Origin of the sequence: Streptomyces sp. NPDC048415 (assembly GCF_040651675.1) — a bacterium.
Taxonomy (GTDB): Bacteria; Actinomycetota; Actinomycetes; order Streptomycetales; family Streptomycetaceae; genus Streptomyces.
In genome coordinates, this window is record NZ_JBEZKJ010000062.1 from 34,429 (window position 1) to 50,098 (window position 15,670).

Genomic DNA, 15,670 nt, shown 5'->3' on the forward strand with positions numbered 1-15,670 from the left:
TGGACAGTCAGGTCGGGCCAGTGCTCGGACCACCGCGCCAGATCACCCGCGGTCAACGACCACCGTTAGCACAGGGCTCCGTCTGGCAGGAAGCGGACGCATGTCCCCGTGGTCCCGTCGGCCTCGACGGGCTCCAGATCGGTCACTGGGACGCCGCGCTCATAACGCTGGCTCCAGGATCCATTGATACGGCGGTTGGTATGAATCAGCCACTCGCTAAGCGCTGCGACGACGGACATGCCGCGACGCGGATGTCCATCTGGGAGCCGTTCCGCCTCTGGGAGGTCGAAGAACCGAAGGTCCTTCGTCGCCATGACCGGCTTCTTCACCACCCGGCCATGCTCGTCGACCCGAGTGTCGGTGCCTCGTCCGTCATCCTTCACCGACGCAGAGTCGTCGGTATGCAGCGTGACCACGCATCGTCCGCCGCCCCGGCTCGCTGCCTCGTCAGCGGCATAAGCAACGATCTCAAGAACAAGGTGTCCCGGCCCGCCCGGAGCGAACTGTGCTGGTTCCTGACGGATCTGAGTGAGATGGCCCGCGTCCACGGTGCCAGCCCAATCGTGCGTGGTGTTGACCCAAGAGGCCCTTGATCCAAACATCTGACAAGTATCCGTCAGGTCCTCGTTCGGACTGGCGAAATCAACCGCTTAGCAGTGATCGTCAGGGCCGGGCTCGGCGCTCGGCGCGCTCGGCCTGGTCCTCAACGCTGTGGTGCTCTGGACCACCCGGTACATCGACGACGCCGTCGCCCAGCTCCGCGCCGAAGGCCACGAGATCCGGGACGAGGACGTCGCCCGGCTCTCCCCGCTCAAGCACCGCAACCTCAACGTCCTGGGCCGCTACAGCTTCACCGCCTCCACCCCCGGCCGGCGGGGGCCTGCGCCCACTGCGCGACCCGGACGCCCCCGAACTCGACGAGGACGAGGAGGACTGATCACACCCACTGGCGGGCGACTGTCAGCCCGAAGCCGCGCCCGCCGGGGCGTCCATGAATGCCCAACTGGCCACATTCTCCTACTGGTTGTAAGATTTTCCAACCAGTAGAGATTGATGCAATGAACGGGGCCAGTCGATGAGCACACAGAGAGACGGTGCGTCGCCTCGGCGGTGGCACGGTGTGCACAAGGCGCTTGCTGATCCCCTGCGCATCCGGCTCCTGGAGGCGCTCTGGGAGATGCCGCAGTCCGCACGTGAGCTTGCCGACCGCGCCGAGCTTCCGGCTGACCGGCTCTACTACCACCTGGGACAGCTCGAACGGGCCGGGCTGATCGAGATTGCCGAATACCGGCCGCTAGCCCGCGGCAAAGTCGAGCGGGTCTATGCCCCCGCGGTCACAGAACCCCCCAGTGATGCCGCGAGCCCGGAAGAAATGGCCGAGTTCCTCGGCTCGATGCTGGACGCCGCCCGAGCCGACATCAACGCCGCCTACCGGTCCAAGCAGGCCGGCGGCCGCCGAGAGGTCGACGTTCACCGCGGTGCGCTGCGGCTGACCGACGAGGCGCTCGCCGAACTGCGTGAACACATCGCACGCCTCGCCACCCAATTCGGGGACCGCGACACCCCCGGCGTCTGGACACGGGTAGTTATCGCGCTCGTCGACCTGCAAGACCGTCCATCCCCGGACGCCACAGCATGCCTGAGAGGTCGTCATGAATGACAGCGAGGAGCACACGCCCAGCGCGCCGATACGAGCCTCGAACGCCGAGCGCGACCGCGTCGAGGCGCAGCTGCAACATCACTACGCGGTTGGTCGACTGACACTGCCCGAATTTGAAGAACGCGTCGTCGTGGCCTACGAAGCGCGCACCCGCGAGCAACTCGATGCCCTCTTGAGGGACCTGCCGGGCGAGGCGGAAGAGCCTGGGCGACCCGCCAATGTAATCGACTCCCACCTGCTGATCATCCTGCTGTGCTGCTCACCACCTGCGGCGCTCGTCTACTGGCTCGTCTCCCAACGCGCGGCACGGCGAAGAGGCTCACAGCTTCGGGCCCTGGCAAACGGCAACGAGACGTGACCCACGTATGGTGTCCCGTCTCATTGGATCTAGCTCTCGGTCAGTGCTCTGAGCGGGCATGACGCATTGTGCGGTGAGACAGATCGGGGCCGGTGTCTCAGTTCATCGTGGCCGCTGGGTTCGGACTTGAGGCCGTGAGTTCATCGCGTCCGCGGAGGCCACCTCCCTCGTATTGGTCTGACTGATTCCCAATGATGTGTCAACGGGTGGGGCGTAAGGTTCCGCGCATGAAATCGTTGATCACTGCCGTCCGCGAGCATGACGAAGCTGCACGTTTCCTCGCTTGGCCGGGCGATTTCGACCTGGACCGAAGAGACCATGTCGAGGATGTCCACCTCGCCTCGGGCGCCGCGCTGGAGGGGTTCGCCGGCGACGGCGCCGGGGGCACCTACTTCTTCTGCGGCGAAGGTGGCGAGGAACGTCCTGTCCTGTATGCGGACTCCGAAGGAGGTGCGGCGCTCGTTGCGATTGGCCTGCCCGAATTCCTGCGGCTCCTGCTGGTCGCCCCATGGTGGCGCGTCTGCCGAATGTTCACCGCGGAGGAAAGCCACCAGCTCGCGGCTGAGTACCTGGAGGACATGCCAGATCTTGTGCCCCGACGGGACCGTGCCGCCGCAGCCCTTGGCCTTGCCCCTGCTGCTGAAGGGGACGTCTTGGCCCGCTTGCGGGAGGTGGCGCTCGGAATCGGAAAGGACTTCGTCCTGGTCTTCACGCCGGAGAGCGAGCCCTACGATCCTCTCTTCAAGGACTGAACTGCCTCATGGTGGCGGACCGCAGGATCCGTTCACGACATAAGGATTAGCCGGCAGCGAGACGGTGCTGAGGTGGCTGGGCGGCGAAGGTCCGTTGATGACGGATGAGAGCCCACAGCAGTGGTGAGCGGCCTTGTCGGCATCCGTTCCCGCCCATAGCTGGGGCACTCGAGCCCCCTTCGTCGTTCGGTCTCCTGGACCCTGCAGACGACCACGCCGACGTGTCGAAGCGATCTCCGTTCGCTCATCCCAATGAGTGGCCGTGTCGTCGCGGGGCGATGGGCGGCCAATCAGGCAAAGCCACAACCACGGCATGAGCGCTTTCAGCCACGCCCAGGCCCCTGAGTCAGCCGATCGTGCGAAGGACGGGAATCAACCCGCCAACAAGGTAAGGAGCGCTTGAATTGGCCCGTGAGCGGTTGAGTTGGCCGCAGAAGGCCCGCCCTCTTTCTCAGAACCCGCCTTGAACCCTGCGCGATCTCGTGACGGCTTGATTGTCAGTGGCTCGTCGTACTCTCCGGCAGGTGAGAGGACACCTGATAGAGGCACGCGCACTTGAAGCTGCCATGTGCGATGCGCGTCAAGCTCTAGCTGACTATGACGGCACGTTGGAGTGGTTGCTCCGCCCCAATGTGTCCATAGACGGACCACTAGCGACTGAGGTGTGGGTGTTTGACAGCACTTTGACCAAAGTCTTGCTAGTGAATCACCGCTGGCGAGGGTGGGTGCCGCCGGGCGGCAAGGTAGATCCCGGCGAGACGCCGCGCGAGGCAGCTCGTCGGGAACTGTTCGAGGAGACCGGAGTGCAGGCACAGCTCATTGCGACACCGGCGGCCGCCACGGTGCGCTCGTATCACCCCAACCGGACGGCCACCGCAGGCATTTCCTATGTGGCAGTTATCGATCAACGGACGCAGTTGGCGTCTGAAATCGGTCAGTCGGCTGCCTGGCATCGGCTGAATGAGCCATGGCAGGGATGGTTCTCTGACGATCGTCTCCGCATGAAGCAGTGCGCGTTGCGGCTTGGAGATGGCAAGGCGCACTCCTGACGGTCACGCGGCTGTGAGCGCCCGTCCCGGTCGCGGCATCCCGACGGTGGGGTAACTGGGTTGTCGGGTGAGCCGGCGGCTCATGAGCGTGATTGCGGCGAGAGTGAGCATCGCCTCGGAGTGCTCGGGCCGGGTCTCGTAGTCCCGGACGTTTCGGCGTGCGTGCAACAACCAGGCCAGCGACCTCCCCGGTGCAGTGAGTGATTAGCGGTGCCACGGTCCGGAACTGATACGCCGGGCAGATTCCGGCGGTGGCCCGCTGATCATCGTGAGCTTGTCGGCGAGCTGGCTGCCGGTGGGGTACATCGCGGGCATCAGCGGCGAGAATCCAGGCACATCCAGGCCGACCAAGACTTCACCGACCCGCGGATGGACGAGGCCCCGTGGCGGGCGGTGCGGGCCGGTCGGCCGACGCGCACGCCCCCGGCAGGCAACGTTCGCCTGGCCCGTCGCCAGACGAGCCAGGCAGGGTCGTTCAGGGCCTGCGGCCGTGGAAGGTGCGGCGCAGGTCGCTCACCCAAGCGTCGGGGTTCTCCCAGGGGATGAAGTGGCCGCCGTGGTCGTGGGCGTTGACGTTGACGTGGTTGAACCAATCGGCCTGCGGGCCGGTCTTGAATGCCCGGACGCGCTCGTTGGCGGTGTGGATGCCGGGCGGGTTCTCGTACGTGACGAAGGTGAGGCCGACCGGGGCCTGCACGACCGGGGTGCGGTCGTGGGCGGGGGCCCAGGGGTAGCGGTTGGCGTTGGCGTAGTAACGCATCGACGTGGCGATGGAGTTGTTCACCCAGTAGATCGTGGCGTGGGTGAGCAGGTCGTCCTTGCTGAAGACGGACTCGATGTCGCCGCCGTTGTCGCTCCAGGCGTTCCAGCGCTCCAGCAGCCAGGCGAGCAGTCCGGCGGGGGAGTCGCTCAGCCCGTGGGCCAGGGTGGCGCCGTCGAGCATGTGCACGGCGAGGTGGGACGCCGAGCGGTGGTCCAGCTCGATGATGCGGGCGCGGACGTCGGCGGGCTGGTCGTCGATGAGGGGCCGATTCCGGGCGAAGTCCCAGGCGCGGGGGCCGTTGAAGAAGTCGAGCGGCAGCCCGGAGCCGATGTGGATGCCGTACAGCTCGTCGGCGTACTTGTGGCCGAGCTGGCTGGACACGATCCCGCCGATGTCGCAGCCCCCGGCGGCGTATTTCTCGTATCCCAGGGTCTCGGTCATCAGGGTGTGCCAGAGGTCGGAGACCTTCCAGAAGTTAACGTCCGAAAAGCCGGTGAGCGGGCCGGGGAAACCGAAGCCGGGCAGGGACGGCACGATGACGTCGAACGCGTCGGCGGGGTCACCGCCGAAGGCGGCCGGGTCGGCGAGCGGGTCGATCACCTTCGACCAGTGCCAGAACGTCCACGGCCAGCCGTGGGTGAGGATCAACGGGATCGGGCGGGGGCCGTGGCCGGGCTTGCGCATGAAGTGCACCGGGACATCGGCGACGCTCACCTGGTAGTGCTCGTAGGCGTTGATGGTGGCCTCTGCCTTGCGCCAGTCGTAGCCGTCCCGCCAGTAGGCGACCAGCTCACGCAGATAGCTGTCCGGGACGCCGTAGGACCAGTCCCCATTCCCCTCGTCCAACGGCGGACGGGTCAATGTGAGACGTGTGCGCAGGTCATCGAGGACCTCGTCGGACACATGGATAGGGGTGGGCTCCAGGGGGAAGGCGTGCGGGGTGGTCATGGCGTGGTTCCTTACCAGGTAGGGGGAAGCGGTGCCGTCGGCCTGTTGGATGGTTGGGCGGCGAGCCGGGCCATTTCAAGGAGTGCGGGCAGCGACGCGGCGAGTGCCTGCCGGTGGTGCGGGTCGAGCAGGGCGGCCAGGCAACCGATGCCCTCCTTTAGCCGCGACTCGACCACCTTGGCACCGGCGCGGACACTCAACGGCTCTGGCTGGACGTCTGAAACACCCTCATGAAACAGTCCGGGGTTGCGAGCGACGACTTCAAGGGCGTGGAATCGCGCGACTGCCCGATGTCCACCTGCGCCGCCCCCGCGGGCTCCCCGTGCCGGACGGGCCAGGGCAAGGTGGCGATCCAGTACCACACCGCCCGCTTCCGCCTTGTGCCCCAACTCGCCAAGGTCCTCAACGTGCCGACCCCCGCCGTACGTAAGCCAGGCTCGGTGTGGACCGAACTGTCCTGGCCCGCGCGTGCCGGCGCCAAACCAGTCGGCCGCGTGCGTCTCGGCTACGCCCGCGCCTCGACCACCCGGCAGTCCCTGGACGCGCAGCTGGACTCCCTCGCCGAGGCAGGGGTCACCTGCGTCTTTTCGGAGAAGATCTCCACCCGGGCCACCAAGCGCCCCGAGTTGGAGGCCGCCGTGAAGCTCGCCGGTGAAATCCGCTCCTCCGGTGTCGCCGTGACCCTCGTCGTCCACGAGCACAAGCGGCTCGGCCGCGGCATCGAACTCGCCATGCTCGCCGAGGAACTGAAGGCGAGCGCCATCGGCCCGGAGTTCCTGACCGGCGAGCTGAAGGGCTCGCACGACCCGTCCGGCATCGTGTTCACCGTGCTCGCCGCGATGTCCGGCATGGAGCGCGGGTACATCCGCGACCGCACCCTCGAAGGCCATGAGTCCGGCCGCAAGCGCCGCAAGACCATTGGGGGCGCGGGCGTTACCGACGGCGACATGCTGTCCATGGCCCTCCATCTGCGCGACCAGGAGACGAGCCTGCGCGACATCGCCAAGGGCCTCGTCATCACCACAGGCGCGAAGAAGGGTCAGCACGCGAATGCTGCGCCCGCCAGTTCAAGGAGGCCGCGCCCGGCACCCCGGCCATCTTCACCTCCACGAGCTCAAGGCTCATCGTCCACGAGCTCAAGCGCCCGGCCCGCAAACGCCGCCGAGCTGATGACGCTCTCCGTCGACCTCCAGGTCGCCGGCGTCCAGCTCGAACTCCTCACCGGCCCGCTCACCGGGATCTACGACCCCAACGGCATGGGCGCCATGTTCTTCGCCATGCTCGCCGTCGCCGGGCAGATCGAATCGCAACTACATCCGGGAGAAGACAAGACTCTAGAGGGCCAGGTCGCCGCCGCGAAACAGGGCAACTCCGGCGGCCGCCCCAAGGTCATCGACGACGACTCGCTCGCCCTGGCGCTGAAGCCTGCCCGCCGCGAGTGGACATCCCACGGACAGGTCCCCGGCCGGGCCTCCGCTGACGCAAGAGGACTTGCCACTCCCACTCCCTAAAAGGGCCGCGGCGACGTGCCGTAGGAGGTAGTCCCTACCTGGCGGCGTGCCAGCACCCGGCGGGTTGGCCATCATGGAGTGGTCCGCCGGTATCCGCGGAGGTCCGTCGGTATCCGCGCTCACCCCAAGCGTCCGAGCAGGAAGGAAGACCCATGGAGCCCTTCCCGCCGATTCCGCTCGCCGAATGGCGGGACTGCAAGGAGACACTGCACCGGTTCACTCAGGTCGTCGGCAAGATCCGGCTCGCCGCAAGCCCCCGGCGCAACCACTGGTGGAACGTCCCCTTCCACCTCACCGGACGTGGCATCACCACGCGTCCGATGGGGCGAGCCGACGGTACCCCGTTCACCATCGACTTCGACTTCGTCAGCCACCATCTCGTGGTCGTTTCCCTGGACGGCAGACAGGTGTCCTTTCCGCTCCCCGGCCAGTCTGTGGCGTCCTTCCACCGCGCGACCCAGGACGCTCTGGCCGCACTAGGCGTGCGGGTGGACATCCCCGTCCCTCAGCCGTTCGACCTACCGGACGCAGCCCGGCCGTTCGCCGAGGACACCGAACACGCGGCTTACGATCCCGTGCAGGTCAACCGCTATTGGCGGGTCCTCAGCCGGGTGGCGCTGGTGCTCGAGGAGTTCGCAGCCGGCTTCTCGGGGAAGGCCAGCCCCGTGCACCACTTCTGGCACACATTCGACATCGCCCACACCAGGTTTTCCGGGCGGCACGTCGACCAGCCGCCGGAGGCCGACCCGGTGACCCGGGAGGCGTACTCCCGCGAAGTGATCAGCTTCGGCTTCTGGTTCGGGGACGACACGTTCCCCGAGCCCGCCTTCTACTCCTATACCGCTCCCGAGCCCCCGGGGCTGGCGCAGGAACCGCTCGCCCCCGGATCCGCCCGGTGGACGGAGCTCCATGGCAGTCATCTGGCTGTGCTCCGCTACGACGACGCCCGCACCGAAGCCGACCCACGCGCCGCCGTGCTCGCCTTCTACGACAGCGCCTACCGGGCCGGAGCCAGGCATGCCGACTGGGACGTGGCCGGGCTGGCCTGCCCCGAAGGGATCACAGACCCGCGCCTGGCGCCTCCTCCCGCCTGATCCGGAGGCCGTTCGTCCTGGCGAGAGGTCCCCCGCCTCGCGTGACGGAGGCGAGCGCACGCAGGCCAACCCGGACGTGCCCCATGAACGCCGCTGCCTCGATGTTGTGACCCTGAACGTCGCCGATGGACATCCCAAGGGGTTGGTCGTCCCCATGCCTTCGTCGGGCATCTTGAAAGCGTCGTACCAGTCTCCGCCCGCATTGAGGCCGTGGCAGGCCGACGCGTTGTACGGCCACACGGAATCCGGGCCCGGTCGGCACGTCCCAGGGAAGCATGCCGCGCTGCAGCGAGAGAGATGACCAACTCGCCCTGTGAGCGCTGGAACTCCGTACGCTCATGCACCTGAGAAGGCAGCGACCCCGAGTCTGTCCGGCGGCTCGTCGCCGTCGCCCGTTGGGCGCTTGCGGGACATCGACCACCCCGGTGCAAAACTGCGCTCTCAAGGCCAAAGACCGAATGGCGACACCGCGCTCGTCCGGCAGATCGGCGCTGATCCCGCGGACGCACAGCTGAGCCCCCTTGGGCACCGCCGATGCCGAGGACCGGCGAGTCCCACCCAGGGCCTTTAGCCATCTACGCCGGGCGCTCCTGCCCCTGGGTGTTCGGGCACCTTACGGCGAGGGCCGCAATGTCGTCGTCGAGCCTTCCGCCGCTGTAGCGGAGCAGGTCCTGGTGAAGCCGGTCGAGCAGCTCGCGGGGCATTTCCAGTCCCTGCCGACCCATCCAGTCCGGCAGCGGGAAGAACTCACCCGTGCGGTCCCGGGTCTCCGACACGCCGTCGGTGTACAGCAGCAGCTGGTCACCTGGGGCGAAGGCGATGGTGTCCACGCAGTAGTAGTCACCGATGAGCGCTGCGAGGTTGAGAGGCGGCGAGGCGATGGTGGGATCCAGGACGCGGATCTTCCCGTGATGCGCAAGCAGCGGCGGCGGGTGCCCGCAGTTGAGAAGTCTGACCTGGCCGCCGCCGTGCGGGATCTCGACGATGAGAGCGGTGGCAAAGCGCTCGGGCAGATCCTGGCCCGGAAACGCGGCGCTGTGGCGGGCGATGCTGGTTTCCAGGCGATGGACGATGCCCCGCAGGTCGGGTTCGTCGTACGCGGCCTCCCTGAAGCAGCTGATCACCGCCGAGGCCGCCCCTACCGCGGACAGGCCTTTGCCCCGAACGTCGCCGATGAGCAGACGGACCCCGTGCGGTGTGCCGGCCGCCTCATAGAAGTCTCCCCCGATCCGGGAATGCTCCTGGGCCGCCAGATACAGCGACTCGAGCTCGATGTTCCCGATGCGGCGTGGCAGGGGGCGCAGCAGCACCTTCTGTGCCGCGTCGGCCACGAGCCGGACCTGGAGGAGCATTTCCTCCCGCTGGAGCCGGACATGGCTCGCGTAGGCGGCCGCCAAGGTGACCGCGATGATCGCGGCCGCCGTGTAGGGCGTCCCCAAGTCGGTGTAGGCGAAGCCGAGGCCGATCATGACCAGCAGGCAGAACGTCCCCAACAGGATCGTGGGGAGCACGGGCCACATCGCGGCGGCAAGGGCGGGTGCGGCGGGCAGAAGGCGGCTGAAGGCGATCTCCCTCGGCGTGGCGAATGCCAGGCCAGAGATGAGGACGGTCAGGATCACCGGCGACAGCAGGGCAACGCCCCACCGGCCGCCATAGAGGGGACCACGACGTCGCAGCCGTCCTGACATGATCACAAAATGCATCATATCGGTCGAAGCGGGCATCGAGCTCTGCCGGAGCATGAACTGCGTGCGCGGTGATCAGCTTGGAAAGCTGCATGCATGCGCCCCCTGGGCAGGCTGCGCCCGGCTCACGCGAACAGGTACGAACGAGTGCGCGACGCCGCGGATCAGGACGCCGCGATCTGCTTCAAAGGGCGGTGGACACCGCCGCGACCAACCACCCCGAAGCGCCGGCCACCTGTGCCAGACGCCGTGCGCCGCATGCCCGTGCGGTCGTCCGAGCCCGAGCCCGGTCGAGAGCACTCCTCGCGCGGCCCATGGCCACTCGGGATCACCAGTGCTAGAAAGGTCACATGGCGAATCGTTTCGCCGATTTCCGACGCCTATCCATCAGGCCACTGGTCAGCAAGAGCCCGCGAAGCGTCGCGGGGCAGGTCTTCCTGCTCCAGGTGGCCGTGGTAGTGCTGCTCGTGGCCTGCGGCGTGCTCGCCCTCGCCCTGCAGTCACAGCGGGACACCAACGCCGAGGCCAAGCGCCGCTCCCTGGCCGTGGCAGAGACCTTCGCGCACTCACCCGGTGTCCTGGCGGCGCTGCAGGCCCCCGACCCGAGCAAGATTCTCCAGCCGCTCACCGAGGTGGGGCGCAGGGCCGCCGGCGTCGACTTCATCGTGGTCATGGACACCAAGGGCATCCGCTACACCCACCCCCTGCCGAACCTGATCGGAAAACGGTTCGTGGGCACCATCGGGCCGTCGTTGGCGGGGAAGGTCTATACGGAGAGCGTCCATGGCCCGCTCGGCCAGGAGGTGCAGGCCACCGTCCCCATCGAGAACCCCGGCGGCAAGGTGGTGGCCCTCGTCTCCGCGGGGCTGAAGGTCAAGAACGTGACCAATGAGGTGGCCCGCCAACTGCCGATCATTCTGGGCGCCGGGGCCGGGGCGCTCGCGTTGGCCACCGGCGGGACGGCACTGGTGGGCAGGCGGCTGCGACGGCAGACCCACAGCCTGGCCCCGGGCGAGATGACCCGCATGTACGAACATCACGACACGGTGCTGCACTCCGTGCGCGAAGGTGTCCTCATCGTCGCCGGCGACGGGCGGCTGGTGCTGGCGAACGACGAGGCCAGACGGCTGCTGGAGCTGCCTCCGGACGTCGAAGGACGGTTCGTGTCGGAGCTGTCGAGCCTCGACCCGGAGACGATGGAGCTGCTCGTCTCCGGGCGCGAGGCCACCGACGAGGTGCACTTCGCCGGAGAGCGGCTGCTGGCGGTCAACCAGCGGCCCACGGATCGCGGCGGAGGTCCCAAGGGAACGGTGGTGACGCTGCGCGACTCCACCGAACTGCAGGCGGTGACCGGCAGGGCGGAGATCGCACGGGAGCGGCTCAAGCTGCTGTACGACGCCGGGCTCGGCGTCGGCACCACCCTGGACGTGCTGCGCACCGCCGACGAGCTGGCACAGGTCGCCGTCCCCCGCTTCGCCGATTTCGTCACCGTGGACCTGGCCGACGCCGTGCTGCACGGCGAGGAGCCGGCCCGCACGGCAACGGACATGCGGCGCACGGCCGTGTGCGGCATCCGGGACGACCATCCGCTCTACGAGAAGGGCCGACTGATCGACTTTCTGCCGTCCACGCCCCAGGCGCGCGGCTTCGGCAGCGGCCACTCCGAGTTGGTGACCGACCTGTCGACCGCCACGGGCTGGCATGCGCAGGACCCGGAGCGCACCAAGGCGATCATTGACTACGGCATCCATTCCCTCATCGCCGCACCGATCCAGGCCCGCGGCGTCGTCCTGGGCATGGCCAACTTCTGGCGTTCCAAGCAGCACGAGCCCTTCGACGAGGAGGAGCTGTCGCTGGCGGAGGAACTGGTGGCCCGTGCCGCGGTCAGCATCGACAATGCCCGCCGCTACACCCGCGAGCACGCCCTGGCGGTCACCCTCCAGCGCAGCCTGCTGCCGCGGGCCCTGCCCGAGCAGAGTGCCCTCGACATCGGTTACCGCTACCTCCCCGCCCAGTCGGGCGTGAGCGGAGACTGGTTCGATGTGATTCCCCTCCCGGGGAGCCGGGTGGCGCTGGCCGTCGGCGATGTCGTCGGCCACGGCCTCCACGCCGCCGCCACGATGGGACGGCTGCGGACCGCGGTGCACAACTTCTCCACCCTGGATCTGCCGCCCGACGAGTTGCTGAGCCACTTGGACGACCTGGTGGGTCGCATCGACCAGGACGAGGCCGGTACGGAGAGCGCGATGGACGTCGTGGGCGCCACCTGCCTGTATGCGATCTACGACCCAGTGACGCGCCGCTGCGTCATGGCGCGTGCCGGCCATTTGGCGCCCGCGCTTGTCCACCCCGACGGAACCGCCACTTTCCTGGACCTGCCGACCGGGCCTCCCCTCGGCCTCGGCGGCATGCCGTTCCGGACCGCCGAGCTGGAGCTCGCGGAGGGCTCTCAGCTCGTTCTCTACACCGACGGCCTCATCGAGGACCGCAGGCGCGACCTGGACGTGGGAATGGAGCTGCTGCGCACTGCGCTGGCGGGCCACCCCCACCGGGCGCCCGAGGAGACCTGCCAGGACGTGCTGGACGAGCTGCTGCCCTGCCGTCCCAAGGACGACGTCGCCCTGCTCGTTGCCCGCACCCGGGCGCTGCCGCCCGACCGGATCGCCGACTGGGATGTGCCGCCGGACCCGGCCGCCGTCGCGAGGATGCGCGACGCCGTGTCCCGAAAGCTCGGCGAGTGGGGCCTGTCCGAGCTCGACTTCAGCACGGAGCTCGTCCTGAGCGAGCTCGTCACCAACGCCATCCGCTACGCCTCCGAGCCGATCCACGTACGGCTGATCCACGACCGTACGCTGATCTGCGAGGTGGCCGACGGCAGCAGCACCTCGCCGCACCTGCGGTACGCCGCGACAACGGACGAGGGAGGCCGCGGCCTGTTCCTGGTGTCGCAGATAACCGAGCGCTGGGGCACCCGGTACACCCTCCAGGGCAAGGTGATCTGGGCCGAACAGGGACTGCCGGAGACGCAAGCACCGGCGTGAAGACGATTCGGCCTGACGACCTCGTGGACGGTTGGCACTGACTGCCAAGAGACGTCGTCGTTCAGCCGGTTGTGGTGAGGAACCTGGCACGTACTGCGATACAACGTACTGCGATCGCCCGATGCCGACGGAATCCCGGGCTTGTCGAAGCACACATTGATTCCAGTAGCCAGGGCTGCCGGACGGATCGCTTCCGGGGCCGTCCTGAGACTGGAGCCAAGCTTCGACGCGGTCAATATGCCTGGTCTGGTCCTGTAGGCAGGGCCAAGTGCGCCAAGTCCTTGGGGGGCGGGGACGTCACTGGCCAAAGTGGGACGGCCAGCCCGTCCGCGACCGCGGCCGGAGCGTCGGTGAGGTTCATGCGTGTGCGCAGACGGCTGTAGAAGTCCGTCGGTCCCAGCCGTGCCGCCCGCAGCCGAATGGGGGCCGCATAGACACCGATCCAGTCTCCTGGCTCCAGGACGCCGCGCAGTTGGCCGTCAATGCTGACGGCGGCCCGTCCCGAGCGCTCCAGGACGCGCAGCACGATGGGCTCATCGGGTGCGGCGACGACCGAGCGATCGAACGTCATGTGCGGAGCGACGGGCGTGAAGACAAGCGCTTCCGCGCGGGGCGAGACAACCGGGCCACCCGCCGCGAAGCTGTAGGCCGTCGAACCGGTCGGAGTGGCGACCAAGAGCGCGTCAGCGGAGTAGGAGGCGAGCAGTCGGCCACTGATATAGACACCGACAGAGACCTGCCGGTCCCGGGACAGTTTCTCCAGAACGACGTCGTTGAGGGCGACGACGTCCAGGGCCACCCCCCAGTCGCCGCCGGTTTCACAGTCGGTATGCGCCTTCGGAGGTGGCGCGAGGGGACCGCGGCCGTACTCCAGCAGCGACTCCATATCGGCGGGAATCTTCAGCAGGCATGATGCGCGGAGCGTCAGCAGCATCCGGCTTTCGATGGTGATCCGGCCGGCGTGCACAGCATCCAGCGCCGTGTGAATCGCGGTGACGGGCACCTCCGTCAAGAAGCCCACTCGGCCGAGATCGATGCCGAGAACCAGGGCGTCGTTCTCGACTGCCACATGGGCGCCGCGCAAGAAGGTACCGTCGCCACCCAGGGTGACGATCAAGTCGGGATCGCCGGCTGACTCGACTTCCTCACGAGCGTAGTGACGCGGGCCCCTTTCCCACACGTCGATGTCCGCGCACTGCAAGCCACGCCTCGCACACCACGCGCGAACACCGCGAGCGGCGTCGACGGCCTCTGCCCGGCCTCCGTGCACGACCAGGCCCACACGCTTTACGGTCATGTCCGCCTCCCGGCCTACACGGTCGTGTCGTCCCTTGGGCCAGACAAAAGGCCACCGTCAACCAGAAAGGGATACGCGCAATTCGAACCTACAGGTTTTCAGGCAGCGAATCCCACGTTGGTCACGTACTCGTACTGGCCCCACTGGCTGCCCAGATCCACGATCTGCTCCACCCAAATGCGTCATCCAAGGCCTGGGCGTCATTGTGTGCCCAGGCCTCTACCATCCGGTCCACAGTTACGCACGTTGAAGCTTCTGTATTCCACGATCCGTTACGTGGCCGGGGTACCTGGGACTGGTTCAGTGGGTGGATCTCGACACGCGTGCCTCGGCCAGCTGCGTTCAGACGGCCGAGGAGGTAGCGGGCCACGTTGTGGCGGCGCACCGTGCGGTATGCGGTCTCGATGCGTTCGAGGTTCTTCTTCGAGGGGGAGCGCTTGCCCTCCAGCCATGCGTTCAGAGTGCGGTCGGCGACCGTCAGGCCCGCGTTGCGGGCGGCCTGGCGGGCGTGGTCGGTGCGGGTGAGGTAGTGCAGCCGGGCCAGCAGGCCGCGCCGGGTGGTGAGGGGATGGCGACGTAGCCGGCGAGGGTGTCGAGTTGGCGGGCGGCTGCCTCATGGACTTTGATGCCGCGAGCGCCGTATTTCCCGAAGTCGTGGTTCCTCTCCGGCATTCGGGTTTCCTCCTGCGGCTGCTCCCGATTGGTTTTTCTGAGGTTGCCAGAACACGGTGAATACCGTAATTTCCGTTCCCTCTCGGCGAGTTCGGCGTCCCTGGCGTGTGGTGCAGAGGGAGTGAATTCCTTGTGCGCTCGCCTGGACTGGTAGCGGGTGGGCGTCGGCGCCGGTGACACACTCCAGCCTGCCGGAGCCTCCGGGGCCGAGCAGGTTCAGCGTTTCGGCGTCCAGCGCGGTGGGGTAGCGCAGGGCGGCAGCGATGGTGGTCGCATGTTCGTGTCTGGGCCTCGGCCAGGGGGCATCGTCGAACGGACCGGCGGCCGGCGGGAAGGCCGACAGCAGCCAGCGCGTGGAGGCGGCGATAACGGGCGAGAGATCACTGGGAATGGTGGACCGCCCTGTGCACGTGCCCCTGCCTGGACGTGATGCAGTCGCGAGGACTGGCGCGCCCGGGGTGGGCGTGGCAGGTCCAACGTAAGGCGGCCCTCCGGAGCGGGCTTCAGGACGTACGTCACTGCCGGGGGGTGTGTTCCTGGCCGCCCGCGGCCATGCGGGCAGTGGGCGCGCCCTGCGTTCCGCAGCTGGGTCTCGGCGTCGGTGTGCCGCTGTTTGCTGGGCCGGGCCGAGGCGGGCTACGACTCGGGGCGGGCCGGTGAGCAGCGGCGGCGCCGCGTGACGTGGGGCAACGGGGTGGCGGGGGTGGGTGTGGGTGCCGGGCCGTCGTCCGGGCGTTCGGTGTCCGGGGGGGGCGGGCGGTGTCGCCCGGTGTCACAGGCCGAGGGAGATGGCCAGGCGGGTGAGTTCGGCGGTGGTGTTGATGTTGAGCTTGGCGCGGA

12 protein-coding genes and 4 pseudogenes are annotated in these 15,670 nt (G+C 67.9%); 8 read left to right on the forward strand and 8 right to left on the reverse strand.

Features of this window, described 5'->3' with window-relative positions; genetic code table 11:
* Positions 1-65: 65 nt before the first annotated feature.
* Positions 66-548, reverse strand: a complete 483-nt coding sequence (locus tag AB0D27_RS31220) for an ATP-binding protein (RefSeq protein ID WP_362515493.1) — start codon at positions 546-548, stop codon at positions 66-68.
* 133 nt (positions 549-681) lie between these two features.
* On the opposite strand from AB0D27_RS31220, the pseudogene AB0D27_RS31225 reads away from it, so the two are divergent.
* From AB0D27_RS31225 to AB0D27_RS31245, 5 genes and pseudogenes are all read left to right on the forward strand, one after another.
* Positions 682-937, forward strand: a pseudogene (locus AB0D27_RS31225) (Tn3 family transposase); the annotation flags it as partial.
* Between the two features lie 183 nt (positions 938-1,120).
* On the forward strand, positions 1,121-1,660 hold the full coding sequence (locus AB0D27_RS31230) for a winged helix-turn-helix domain-containing protein (protein WP_362515495.1): 540 nt from the start codon (positions 1,121-1,123) through the stop codon (positions 1,658-1,660).
* Positions 1,653-2,018: a DUF1707 domain-containing protein gene (locus AB0D27_RS31235; protein WP_362515497.1), complete on the forward strand. Its 366-nt coding sequence runs from the start codon at positions 1,653-1,655 to the stop codon at positions 2,016-2,018. The genes AB0D27_RS31230 and AB0D27_RS31235 overlap by 8 nt, the downstream gene beginning before the upstream one ends.
* A gap of 227 nt (positions 2,019-2,245) precedes the next feature.
* The gene (locus tag AB0D27_RS31240; RefSeq protein WP_362515499.1) at positions 2,246-2,770 is read left to right on the forward strand and encodes a hypothetical protein; all 525 of its coding nucleotides are present in this window, start codon (positions 2,246-2,248) and stop codon (positions 2,768-2,770) included.
* 524 nt (positions 2,771-3,294) lie between these two features.
* Complete coding sequence (locus AB0D27_RS31245) at positions 3,295-3,819, forward strand: NUDIX domain-containing protein (RefSeq protein ID WP_362515500.1); 525 nt, start codon at positions 3,295-3,297, stop codon at positions 3,817-3,819.
* Positions 3,820-3,822: 3 nt separating this feature from the next.
* Here AB0D27_RS31245 and AB0D27_RS31250 read toward each other — a convergent pair.
* The 3 genes and pseudogenes from AB0D27_RS31250 to AB0D27_RS31260 form a co-directional block, all read right to left on the reverse strand.
* Positions 3,823-4,005 (reverse strand): annotated as a pseudogene (locus tag AB0D27_RS31250) (hypothetical protein); the annotation flags it as partial.
* A gap of 289 nt (positions 4,006-4,294) precedes the next feature.
* Positions 4,295-5,530: an epoxide hydrolase gene (locus tag AB0D27_RS31255; protein WP_362515502.1), complete on the reverse strand. Its 1,236-nt coding sequence runs from the start codon at positions 5,528-5,530 to the stop codon at positions 4,295-4,297.
* An 11-nt stretch (positions 5,531-5,541) separates the two neighbouring features.
* Entirely contained in the window at positions 5,542-5,730 is a 189-nt protein-coding gene (locus AB0D27_RS31260; RefSeq protein WP_362515504.1) for a hypothetical protein, read from the reverse strand.
* Positions 5,731-5,760: 30 nt separating this feature from the next.
* On the opposite strand from AB0D27_RS31260, the gene AB0D27_RS31265 reads away from it, so the two are divergent.
* Positions 5,761-7,041, forward strand: coding sequence for a recombinase family protein (locus tag AB0D27_RS31265; protein ID WP_362515506.1), 1,281 nt, complete (start codon positions 5,761-5,763; stop codon positions 7,039-7,041).
* Between the two features lie 152 nt (positions 7,042-7,193).
* Positions 7,194-8,135: a DUF5996 family protein gene (locus AB0D27_RS31270; RefSeq protein ID WP_362515508.1), complete on the forward strand. Its 942-nt coding sequence runs from the start codon at positions 7,194-7,196 to the stop codon at positions 8,133-8,135.
* Here the strand turns inward: AB0D27_RS31270 and AB0D27_RS31275 are convergent.
* Positions 8,134-8,549, reverse strand: a pseudogene (locus AB0D27_RS31275) (SpoIIE family protein phosphatase); the annotation flags it as partial. The gene AB0D27_RS31270 and the pseudogene AB0D27_RS31275 sit on opposite strands and share 2 nt — an antisense overlap.
* A gap of 161 nt (positions 8,550-8,710) precedes the next feature.
* Positions 8,711-9,823 carry a PP2C family protein-serine/threonine phosphatase gene (locus AB0D27_RS31280; RefSeq protein WP_362515514.1) on the reverse strand — a complete coding sequence of 371 codons (1,113 nt, stop codon included), beginning with the start codon at positions 9,821-9,823 and terminating at the stop codon, positions 8,711-8,713.
* Positions 9,824-10,170: 347 nt separating this feature from the next.
* Between AB0D27_RS31280 and AB0D27_RS31285 the strand changes: the two genes are divergently transcribed.
* Positions 10,171-12,861, forward strand: a complete 2,691-nt coding sequence (locus tag AB0D27_RS31285; RefSeq protein ID WP_362515510.1) for a SpoIIE family protein phosphatase — start codon at positions 10,171-10,173, stop codon at positions 12,859-12,861.
* A gap of 232 nt (positions 12,862-13,093) precedes the next feature.
* Here the strand turns inward: AB0D27_RS31285 and AB0D27_RS31290 are convergent, their stop codons facing one another.
* The gene (locus tag AB0D27_RS31290; protein WP_362515511.1) at positions 13,094-14,158 is read right to left on the reverse strand and encodes an NAD(+)/NADH kinase; all 1,065 of its coding nucleotides are present in this window, start codon (positions 14,156-14,158) and stop codon (positions 13,094-13,096) included.
* A gap of 98 nt (positions 14,159-14,256) precedes the next feature.
* Positions 14,257-14,830, reverse strand: a pseudogene (locus AB0D27_RS31295) (transcriptional regulator).
* Between the last annotated feature and the right edge of the window lie 840 nt (positions 14,831-15,670).

Coding starts and splice junctions, on each gene's coding strand:
- AB0D27_RS31235 (WP_362515497.1), top strand. CDS start 1,653: ATGAATGACAGCGAGGAGCACACGCCCAGCGCGCCGATACGAGCCTCG.
- AB0D27_RS31240 (WP_362515499.1), top strand. CDS start 2,246: ATGAAATCGTTGATCACTGCCGTCCGCGAGCATGACGAAGCTGCACGT.
- AB0D27_RS31255 (WP_362515502.1), bottom strand. CDS start 5,530: ATGACCACCCCGCACGCCTTCCCCCTGGAGCCCACCCCTATCCATGTG.
- AB0D27_RS31265 (WP_362515506.1), top strand. CDS start 5,761: ATGAAACAGTCCGGGGTTGCGAGCGACGACTTCAAGGGCGTGGAATCG.
- AB0D27_RS31270 (WP_362515508.1), top strand. CDS start 7,194: ATGGAGCCCTTCCCGCCGATTCCGCTCGCCGAATGGCGGGACTGCAAG.
- AB0D27_RS31280 (WP_362515514.1), bottom strand. CDS start 9,823: ATGTCAGGACGGCTGCGACGTCGTGGTCCCCTCTATGGCGGCCGGTGG.
- AB0D27_RS31285 (WP_362515510.1), top strand. CDS start 10,171: ATGGCGAATCGTTTCGCCGATTTCCGACGCCTATCCATCAGGCCACTG.
- AB0D27_RS31290 (WP_362515511.1), bottom strand. CDS start 14,158: ATGACCGTAAAGCGTGTGGGCCTGGTCGTGCACGGAGGCCGGGCAGAG.